We start from the raw sequence: 6,356 nt of genomic DNA on the forward strand, positions 1-6,356 counted from the left end.
ACGGTGCGCGTCGTTCTCGAGGATTTTTCACCGGAACCGGGCACCGCGATTCTCGCCGGCGACAAATCGATCGGCACCATGGGGTCGACATCGGGCCAGAAAGGTCTCGCGCTGATCCGGATCGACCGCGCCGCCGATGCGCTGGACGCGGGACTGCCGCTGACATCGGGCGGCCTCGGCCTCCGCCTCGCCGACCCCAACGACATCCGCCCCGCGCCGAAAAAGACCGTGGCATGACGAAGTCGGCGCGCCTGCATGCCGATGGCCTGACGCGTTGCCCCTGGCCTGGCGAAGATCCGTTCTACGTGGCCTATCACGACACCGAATGGGGCGTGCCGGAATATGACGACCGGGCGCTGTATGAAAAGCTCATCCTCGACGGTTTCCAAGCCGGGCTTTCGTGGATCACGATCCTGCGCAAGCGCGACAATTTCCGCAAGGCGTTCGACGATTTCCAGCCGGAGAAGATCGCGCGCTACAGCGAGAAGAAAGTCCACGCGCTGATGAACGACGCCGGCATTGTGCGCAACCGTTCCAAGATCGAGGGCGCGGTCAACAGCGCGAAGGGCTATTTGAAGATCATGGAAGAAGGCGCCGGCTTCTCGAAATTCCTGTGGGATTTCGTCGATGGCCGCCCGAAGGTCAACAACTTCAAGACCACCGCCAGCGTGCCGGCATCGACGCCGCTGTCGATCAGCATGTCGAAGGAGTTGCAGGCGCGCGGGTTCAAGTTTGTCGGACCGACCATCGTCTACGCCTTCATGCAGGCCACCGGCATGGTCAACGACCATCTGGTAAACTGCTTCTGCCATCAGGCTTGCGTTGGAAAGCAGCGCAGCCCCCGCCTCAAAGCAAAATGACGGCAAGGAAACCTTCCGCGGTCGCCTCCACCCGGGTCTGGCAGCGGATGTTGTCGGGACGCCGGCTCGATCTGCTGGATCCCTCGCCGCTGGATATCGAGATCGCTGATATCGCCCATGGTCTGGCGCGGGTCGCGCGCTGGAACGGGCAGACCAGCGGCGCGCATATTTTCTCGGTGGCGCAGCACACGCTGCTGGTGGAAGCCGTGCTGCGCCAGCAGAAGCCGCGGATCGACCTCAGCTTCCGGCTCGCGGCCATGCTGCACGATGCGCCGGAATATGTCATCGGCGACATGATCTCGCCGTTCAAGGCGGTGCTCGGCGGCGACTACAAGGTGGTGGAAAAGCGGCTGTTGTCGGCGATCCATATCCGCTTCGGACTGCCGCCGGAGCTCGCGGACCACATCACGCAGGCGATCAAGGCCGCCGACCGGGGGGCGGCCTATCTCGAGGCGACCGAACTCGCCGGCTTCGCGGAAGCCGAGGCCCGGCGCCTGTTCGGCAGGGATCCCGGCCTGCCGCCGACGATGCAGCAGGAATATTTGACGCCGTGGACCGCGGCCAGGGCCGAGAAACAGTTTCTGGCCCGGTTCGCGGCCCTGAACGCGCCGTAACCGTAGGGTCGGCAAAGGCGCCCTTCCGCCGTGCCCACCATCTATCCACCCGTGATCTCTCATGGTGGGCACGGCGCAATGCGCCTTTGCCCACCCTACGCTCTACGTACTATAATCGACGGCAGCCAAGGGACCGCCATGATTCACGTTTGCTCGCTCGCCGCACTCTCCGAGACCGTCAGGGCCACCGGCGCCAGCCATGTCCTGACCGTGATGGCCAATGTCGCCCAGGTGCAGCGGCCGGAGTCGGTGCTCGAGGCCAATCATCTACGGGTCCAGGTGGACGACATCACCGAGCACATGGACGGTTTTCTGGCACCGTCGGATTCGCATATCGAGCAGGTGCTGAATTTCGTGCGCGGCTGGGACCGCAACGCGCCGCTGGTGGTGCACTGCTATGCCGGCATCAGCCGCTCGACGGCGAGCGCCTTCGCCGCCGCCTGCATGCTCAACCCGCATCGCGACGAGGTTTCGATCGCGCGGCAAATCCGCGCCGCCTCCCCGATCGCGTCGCCGAACCGGCTGATGGTCAGCCTGGCGGACCGCGCGCTGGGGCGCGAGGGCCGGATGCTGCGGGCGCTCGACGAAATGGGCCCGGGCAGCATGCTGGTCGAAGGCCGGCCGTTTCGCGTCGATCTCGAATGATGCCGCAAGCGCCGACTGCGCTGCGGCCTGAAAATCGCCGGCCGCGTTGAACTTTTGCCCGCCGGATTCACACTCACTGACTTGCATCGGACTGTGAAAGCGGACGGGCTGGCGGCCGGCGCTCCGCTCGAACCGGCCGGCGTGATGTCGACACAGACGGAAGATGTACCGCGGTAAGCCCGACGCCGGGCCGATCGCCTGGAGGCGCGATGTTCGACTTGCCGTTCGACTTTTTTTCACTGGTGATTGCCATCGTCGCGCTCATCTTCGCGCGCAAGGCCTTCAATCAGGTCGCCGTGCTGCGGGCGCGGCTGGATTTGATGGAGACCCAGACGCCGGTGGCGCGGGCAATCGCCGTGCCTCCGCCGCTGCCCGCCCATGAAGCTCCGGTCGCGCCGTCGCCGTCGGACCAGATCCGGATCGAAACCACGGAAGAAGAGGCGCCTTCGATTCAACCCGCGCCTGCACCGTCGCCCGCTTCGGATATGCCCGCTTCCGCCCCGCCCCCGCTTCCGCCGGCCCAACCCGGCTTCGAGGAGCGCATCGGCACCCGCTGGGTGGTCTGGGTCGGCGGCCTGACGCTGGCGCTGGGCGGTTTCTTCATGGTGCGCTATTCGATCGAGGCCGGGCTGCTCAGCGACGCCGTGCGCACGTTTCTCGGCGGCGCATTCGCGCTGGCGCTGCTGGCCGCGGGCGAATGGACAAGGCGCAAGGAGAGCATTTCGGCGATCGCGGCGCTGCCGGTCGCCAATATCCCGGCCATCCTCACCGCCGCAGGGACGGCTGTGGCGTTCGCGACGGTCTACGCCGCCTATGCGCTGTATGATTTTCTGGTCCCCGCCACCGCGTTCGTGCTGCTCGGCATGGTGGCGCTGGGCACGCTCGCCGCGGCGCTGCTGCATGGCCCGGCGCTGGCCGGCCTCGGCATCGCCGCCGCCTTCGCCACGCCGGTTCTGGTATCCTCGGACAAGCCGGATTACTGGGCGCTCTATCTCTATCTTGCCGTCGTCACCGCGGCGGCGTTCGGGCTGGCGCGGATCCGGCTGTGGCGCTGGCTCGCAGTCACCACCCTGGTGTTCGCGCTGCTCTGGACCTTCCCTTGCCTGCAATGCGGGCCGTCGATGGTCGGGCCGCACGCGTTCCATGTGATGGCTGGCTTCATCCTCGCCGCGCTGCTGGTGGTGTGCGGCTTCATGTTCGGGCCGCCCGCCGACGAGGGCGAGATCGAACTGTTCTCGTCCGCTTCGCTGGCGGTCTATCTGCTGGGTGCCGGCTTGATCGTGCTGAGCAGCGCGCATGCCGATACGGCCGTCATCGTGTTCGCGCTGCTGGTGGCCGGCACGCTGCTGGTGGCATGGCGCGCGGAAGCGGCCTCCGGCGCGGTCGGCGCCGCAGCAGCATTGGTATTCGTGGTATTCGCCGAATGGGCGGTCCGCGGCAATCCGGACATGCTGGTGCTGCCGGGCGGACCGCTGCCGGGGATCGGCCCCGCCGCCACCGACGGCGCCGTCATGTTGCATCTCGTTACCGCGGCGATTTTCGCGACCGGATTCGGCGTCGCCGGATTCCTGGCGCAGGGCCGATCCCGCAGCGCCGCGATCCCGGTGGTGTGGTCGGCCGCGGCGGTGTTCACGCCGCTGGCGCTGCTGATCGCGCTGTACGCCCGCATCGCGCATCTCGATCGCTCGATTCCGTTTGCCATTCTGTCCGTGGTGCTGGCGGCCGCGTTCGGCGCCGCGACCGAAAGTCTGGCAAGACGCGAGGACCGGCCCGGATTGCAGGCCTCGATCGCGCTGTTTGCCACCGGCGCGCTCGCCGCCATGGCGCTGGCGCTGACCTTTGCGCTCGAAAAGGGCTGGCTCACGATCGCGCTTTCGCTGATGTCGCTCGGCACCGCGTGGATCTCGCTGCAGCGGCCGATCCCGTTCCTGCGTTCGCTCGCAGCCATTCTCGCCGGCATCGTGGTGCTGCGGATCGGCCATGAGCCGCGCATCGTCGGCGACATGGTCGGCACCACGCCGATCTTCAACTGGCTGTTGTGGGGCTACGGCATTCCGGCACTGTCGTTCTGGGCCGGAAGCATTTTCCTGCGCCGCGGCGGCAGCGACGACGCGCCGCTGCGCGCGGTGGAATCGGCGGCCATCCTGTTCACGGTCCTGCTGGTGTTCATGGAAATCCGCCATGCCGTCAACGGCGGCGACGTCTATCGCAATTCGGCGGGCCTCACCGAAGTCGCGCTGCAGGTGTGCGCGACACTGGCGATGGCGATCGGACTGGAACGATTGCGGATCCGCACCGGCAGCATCGTCCACAACATCGCGGCGATCGTGCTCACACTGTTTGCCGGCGCCGCCAGCGTGATCGGCCTGATGGTGCTGGAGACGCCGATCCTGTGGCCGACCGATGTCGGCGGCGTGTTCTTCAACCTGCTGCTGCTCGGCTATGCGCTGCCCGCGGTGCTGGCGCTGCTGCTGTCTTGGGCGGTGGCGGGCCGGCGTCCGGCCGGCTATGCCAACACCATCGCCGCGGTCGCGCTGGTGCTGGCGCTGACCTATGTCACGTTCGAGATCCGCAGGCTCTATCACGGCCCGGTGCTGTCGCGCGGCCCCACCACGGGCGTCGAGCAGTACACCTATTCGATTGCCTGGCTGGCATTCGGCGTCGCGCTGCTTGGGATCGGCGTATTCTTCAACTCGCAGCGCGCCCGCCTCGCCTCCGCGGTGGTGATCGCGCTCACGATCCTCAAGGCGTTCCTGATCGATATGTCGGCGCTGACCGGGGTCTACCGCGCGCTGTCGTTCATGTGCCTCGGCCTCGTGCTGGTGGCGATCGGCTGGCTGTACCAGCGGATTCTGTTCCGCAGACAGGCGCCGCCGGCCGCGCCGGTCGCCCAGCCCGGCGGGACAGGATGAACACAGTTTGAAACCCGGGAGCGGGATTGCGGTTTATGGTCTTGCCGATAGATCATAAAGTCGGCCCGGATCGCGTGCGACCCGTGCATGGAGACACCGCTATGAAAATGCTCGCCCGCCTGACGTGCGTCATCGCCTGCGTGCTAGCCGGCGTGACCGTTGCAACCGCCCAGCTGGCTCCGACGGGGTGCGCCTCAAGTCAGACGGCCAATGCGGCGCAAACCCTGCGCTGCCCGGGTGATCTGACGATCGTGGCAGAAGACGGCGCCAAATTCACGCTGCAAAGCGTCGACAGGACGGGCAGCGTGAATTCCGTCAATCTGCAAAGCAAGGCCTTGCTGATCGATGCCCCCAAACAGCAGGGCAAGCGCCGTTTCCAAGTCACCACGCCACAGGCCATCGCCGCGGTGCGCGGGACGAAATGGGCCGTCGATGCCGAGGCCTCGAGGACCTCGGTGCTGGTGCTGCGTGGCCGGGTCGCGGTGCGAAGGCCTCAAGGTGCCGGACAAGTTGTTCTCGGTGCCGGCGACGGGGTCGACGTCGAACCCGGGACAGGCCCCCTGGTCGTCAAGCGCTGGCCGCAACCGCGGATCGATGCACTGCTCGCCCGCCTCGGCCAGTAATCATGGGAAATGATCGCCGGTGAAACGCAGGACCCTCCATATCCTGATTGCGCTGGTGCTGGCCGCTTTATGGTCGCTGGCTCTCGGAGTTGGGCACTGGCGCGGCGAGGTCGCGTTGCTCGATCGCGCCGAGAGCCCGCTGACCGATCTTCGTCTGGTCGCGCGCGGAGAGCGGCGCGCACCGGATCAACTCACCATCGTCGCGATCGACGATGACACCGCGGCGAAACACGGCGGCTATCCGCTGCCGCGCGCCGGTCTTGCCGCGCTGGTCGATGCCATCGCCCGACTGGAGCCGCGCGTCGTCGGGGTAGACCTCCTGCTCATCGATCAAGGCAACGACCGGGTCCAGGGCGACACAGCCCTGGCACAGGCACTCGGCAAACGCCCGACGGTGATCGCATCCGCGGCGGTATTCCCGCAAGCGACGCAACTGATCGAAGCGGGCGAGCCCGGTCCGCTGGCGCGCCTGCCGCGCGCCGAGAAATTCCTGCTGCCGCTGAAAACCTTCGCCGACCATGCCGCCGTCGGCGTCGTCAACCTGACCGCGGACAAATCCGGCACGCCGCGCGGCGTGCCGATGCTGTTTCGAACCCGCGACAGGGTGGAACTGTCGTTTCCGCTGCGGGTCGCGGCACTGGCGACCGGCAGCGAACCGGTGATCCAGGCGGATAGCCTGACGCTGGCGGGACGGCGCATCCG

6 protein-coding genes and 1 pseudogene are annotated in these 6,356 nt (G+C 67.0%); all 7 read left to right on the forward strand.

The annotated features are described in order from the left end of the window. Nucleotides 1-237 (forward strand): annotated as a pseudogene (locus Q8R73_RS06440) (folate-binding protein); the annotation flags it as partial. Further along, nucleotides 234-860: a DNA-3-methyladenine glycosylase I gene (locus Q8R73_RS06445; RefSeq protein WP_305718706.1), complete on the forward strand. Its 627-nt coding sequence runs from the start codon at nucleotides 234-236 to the stop codon at nucleotides 858-860. The pseudogene Q8R73_RS06440 and the gene Q8R73_RS06445, both read left to right, overlap by 4 nt. Beyond that, entirely contained in the window at nucleotides 857-1,474 is a 618-nt protein-coding gene (locus tag Q8R73_RS06450; protein WP_305718707.1) for an HD family hydrolase, read from the forward strand. Before Q8R73_RS06445 ends, Q8R73_RS06450 begins: the two co-directional genes overlap by 4 nt. A 138-nt stretch (nucleotides 1,475-1,612) precedes the next feature. Beyond that, entirely contained in the window at nucleotides 1,613-2,119 is a 507-nt protein-coding gene (locus tag Q8R73_RS06455; RefSeq protein ID WP_305718708.1) for a tyrosine phosphatase family protein, read from the forward strand. A 209-nt stretch (nucleotides 2,120-2,328) separates the two neighbouring features. After that, nucleotides 2,329-5,031: a DUF2339 domain-containing protein gene (locus Q8R73_RS06460; RefSeq protein ID WP_305718709.1), complete on the forward strand. Its 2,703-nt coding sequence runs from the start codon at nucleotides 2,329-2,331 to the stop codon at nucleotides 5,029-5,031. 101 nt (nucleotides 5,032-5,132) lie between these two features. After that, nucleotides 5,133-5,654, forward strand: coding sequence for a FecR domain-containing protein (locus tag Q8R73_RS06465; RefSeq protein ID WP_305718710.1), 522 nt, complete (start codon nucleotides 5,133-5,135; stop codon nucleotides 5,652-5,654). Between the two features lie 19 nt (nucleotides 5,655-5,673). Further along, nucleotides 5,674-6,356 (forward strand): CHASE2 domain-containing protein (locus tag Q8R73_RS06470; RefSeq protein ID WP_305718711.1); only part of this gene is annotated, 683 nt, incomplete at its 3' end.

The sequence above is a fragment of the Bradyrhizobium sp. genome, assembly GCF_030697065.1.
GTDB lineage: Bacteria > Pseudomonadota > Alphaproteobacteria > Rhizobiales > Xanthobacteraceae > Bradyrhizobium.

Excerpts from the sequence above, each read along its gene's own strand:
- Q8R73_RS06455 (WP_305718708.1), top strand. The coding sequence starts at position 1,613 with ATGATTCACGTTTGCTCGCTCGCCGCACTCTCCGAGACCGTCAGGGCC.
- Q8R73_RS06445 (WP_305718706.1), top strand. The coding sequence starts at position 234 with ATGACGAAGTCGGCGCGCCTGCATGCCGATGGCCTGACGCGTTGCCCC.
- Q8R73_RS06465 (WP_305718710.1), top strand. The coding sequence starts at position 5,133 with ATGAAAATGCTCGCCCGCCTGACGTGCGTCATCGCCTGCGTGCTAGCC.
- Q8R73_RS06460 (WP_305718709.1), top strand. The coding sequence starts at position 2,329 with ATGTTCGACTTGCCGTTCGACTTTTTTTCACTGGTGATTGCCATCGTC.
- Q8R73_RS06450 (WP_305718707.1), top strand. The coding sequence starts at position 857 with ATGACGGCAAGGAAACCTTCCGCGGTCGCCTCCACCCGGGTCTGGCAG.